The sequence below is a fragment of the Rhizobium mongolense USDA 1844 genome (assembly GCF_000419765.1).
Taxonomy (GTDB): domain Bacteria; phylum Pseudomonadota; class Alphaproteobacteria; order Rhizobiales; family Rhizobiaceae; genus Rhizobium; species Rhizobium mongolense.
Genome location: NZ_ATTQ01000083.1, coordinates 1 through 2,405, shown reverse-complemented (window position 1 = coordinate 2,405; position 2,405 = coordinate 1). Strand labels below are relative to the sequence as shown.

Annotated in this window: 5 protein-coding genes and 1 pseudogene; 2 read left to right on the top strand and 4 right to left on the bottom strand. The window is 61.2% G+C overall.

Annotated elements, in window-relative coordinates:
• Positions 1-163 precede the first annotated feature (163 nt).
• The 3 genes from A3C3_RS0137195 to A3C3_RS47820 are packed head-to-tail and all read right to left on the bottom strand — an operon-like array spanning position 164 to position 1,019.
• Positions 164-433 carry a hypothetical protein gene (locus A3C3_RS0137195; protein WP_233450515.1) on the bottom strand — a complete coding sequence of 90 codons (270 nt, stop codon included), beginning with the start codon at positions 431-433 and terminating at the stop codon, positions 164-166.
• 22 nt (positions 434-455) lie between these two features.
• Entirely contained in the window at positions 456-821 is a 366-nt protein-coding gene (locus A3C3_RS47825) for a hypothetical protein (protein ID WP_233450516.1), read from the bottom strand.
• Between the two features lie 24 nt (positions 822-845).
• Positions 846-1,019 (bottom strand): Mu transposase C-terminal domain-containing protein, encoded by a 174-nt coding sequence (locus A3C3_RS47820; RefSeq protein ID WP_245278826.1) that lies wholly within the window; start codon positions 1,017-1,019, stop codon positions 846-848.
• 296 nt (positions 1,020-1,315) lie between these two features.
• Between A3C3_RS47820 and A3C3_RS42415 the strand changes: the two are divergent.
• Positions 1,316-1,737, top strand: a pseudogene (locus tag A3C3_RS42415) (ABC transporter permease); the annotation flags it as partial.
• Positions 1,738-2,110: 373 nt separating this feature from the next.
• Here the strand turns inward: A3C3_RS42415 and A3C3_RS0137180 are convergent.
• A complete protein-coding gene (locus tag A3C3_RS0137180) occupies positions 2,111-2,308 on the bottom strand; it encodes a cold-shock protein (RefSeq protein WP_028740330.1) in 198 nt (65 codons plus the stop codon).
• Here A3C3_RS0137180 and A3C3_RS47815 point away from each other — a divergent pair.
• Positions 2,225-2,405, top strand: a 181-nt coding sequence (locus tag A3C3_RS47815) for a hypothetical protein (protein ID WP_245278828.1), incomplete at its 3' end; no start/stop codon positions are given. The genes A3C3_RS0137180 and A3C3_RS47815 overlap by 84 nt on opposite strands.

Here is a 2,405-nt window from a genome sequence, read left to right as displayed (position 1 = left end):
TGGCTTACGGACGACTACCTTGCCGCAAGCGTCGATGCCGTGCACCTGGAAGATATTCTTGGCAAGGTCGAGTCCGATTGTAACAATCTGGTTCAGGGAGTGGCTCCTTTCCCTGTTTCTCACAACAGCGATGCTAGACGCCGTTGGGAGGCCGCTCCACCCATCAAATTAACTGCAACTGCGACGACGCCACCGAACGGCGTGTATGGTTCATGATCTCATCGGTAGCGCTGCTGAAAGGCACTTTGTTGACACCCATCATTTGGCCGCGCAGCATTTCGAGCATCTCCGGTCCGGCCCGCTCGACGACGGCTACTCCGGCCAGCAGAGCCGGTCGCAGATGCAGCGACAGGATCGGAATTGCGGGTGTAGGCAGGTTCCTCCGTTCCGTAGCGACGACACCATCGAGATCTGGAATGATTGCGCCGAGCACTCTGAATCGCCACGGTTCGTACTCAGGAGGAAGGTGTCTCGGCACGCATCGCATCAGCAGAAGGCGCGCGATTTCGGCCGCGAAGTCCAGGTTGTTCAGCGAGCAGCGCCGCGGCGCTCGCGGTCAGGTGGGAGATTTCGTTGTTCATGGCAGCTCGCCCCGTGTCCTCGACAAAGGGCACAGGTTTGCTAAAGTCGATGCCGCGAAGCGAGCCCCATCCGCGGTCATCCGCGTTCGTTTTTGGCTTTCCTGCGCCACCGCGTCGTACGGCTGCCCTCTTCTTGGTTGCTGCATCCACCAGTTGACGCTGCGCGACTGCCGTGCCCACGATGGCGCGGGTATTGCCTTCCTGTCGCCCTTTCGCCAGCAGTGCGCGTCGCGCCCCCACGGGGTCACCGAAGGCAGGGTCAAATCAGCGTAGCGCGCTTCCACGAAGTTGCCCAAAGGTCGCCGTACGAAGATACGGGCCATGTCCCGAGGGTCGTATTTGACGAGCAGGCGACCAGTAGCGCAGACCAAAGAGATGAATTCCGGTTGGCCGCAATGTGCGCTCCTGTTCGGGCAGGAGCGCGAGCCAGAAACGCATTCGATCCTGCGGCAGTCGCAGCGGAATCTCCGCCACGGTTCGGTGATCTCGCGCTCCCGCAACCAACCCGATCTGGCAGCAGTTCCTGACCTTTGCTTCGGATGTTGCGCGCGACAACCTTGGCACCTTCCTCCTGACGGGCAGCCTGTCCTCAAGGACCATGAGGTGAGAAAGTGCATCGGTGAAGAAACAGTCGCCTGCAATTACTGCGTCAAGTAGGCGATGTCGATACGGCCGGGATCCGCAACCCAGTCGAGCTTTGGCGTAGAAGACGATAAGCCCGACGATGCTGAGCGGCTCTCGCACTCGCCGCGGCACTCGGCCCCGGCATGGTCAACGCCGTCATCGCGATCAGCCTCACCGCCTGGCCGCCCTTTGCACGGCTTGCCCGCGCCGAGACGAAGCGCCTAAACAGGCGGACTTCATTGCGGCTACGAGGCTTCAGGGCGCCTCGACAGCGCGGATTGTCCTGCGTGACATCCTGCCGCTCGTCTTCCCCACCGTGCTGACGAGGCTCACGACGGAGCTCGCCGGCATGATCCTGACTGCCGCTGGCCCCGGCTTTCTCGGTCTCGGCGCACAGCCGCCGCTTGCCGAATGGGGCGCCATGGTCGCCGACGGCCGCGCTTTCCTCGCCGACCAATGGTGGGTCTCGACACTTCCGGGGGCCGCGATCTTCCTTGTCAGCTCCGCCACCTCGTGCTCGGCGCCGGCATAGTCGGCGTCTATGGGCCGCATCCAGCGGCAGGGGACGTCGTGCATCTGGTCGCTCACCTGCTGTCCGACCTGTCAGGGAAACTGGCAAGCGTCGGCGCGCGTGATGCGGCGTTTCCGTTGCCGCATGGGCGGGGCGATGAGTTTCATTATGGATCGCCGGCGCCCGATCCGCGTGGATTGCCGAAGGGCCGTGGCCGAGGGGTATTGTGGATCCCTAACTGCATCTCGACGCGATCAAGGTGAAGACTCGGGATTTCAGGTAAGGAGGTAACGACGGGCCGACGGTTCTAATCCCGCCAAGGCTATTGGAATTTGACTAGCCTGCCTACGCTCGGAAACTGAAAAATCCGCGGCCAATCCTCTTGCTCATGCGGTCAGAGCACGCTCACGTTTTCGGCCTTCGACTTCCCGGTCTTCCGATCTTGGCCCAGCTCGTAGCTGACCTTCTCGCCTTCTCGGAGCGAATCGCCTCGTTGCAGGGCAGACACATGGACGAAAACATCCGCTCCGCCATTCTCGGGCGTAATGAAGCCAAATCCCTTGTCTTCATTAAAAAATTTCACGGTACCTATAGGAGCACTGTTGCATGGATCAGACTTTGGACGAGGCAACCCTATCCACTGCATTTTTCATGCAACGCGCTCGAACTTGGGCCGGCCAAGTTCTGTC

Bases quoted from the DNA above. Each gene is read 5' to 3' on its own strand.
- A3C3_RS47820 (WP_245278826.1), bottom strand. From the start codon at position 1,019: ATGCGTTTCTGGCTCGCGCTCCTGCCCGAACAGGAGCGCACATTGCGG.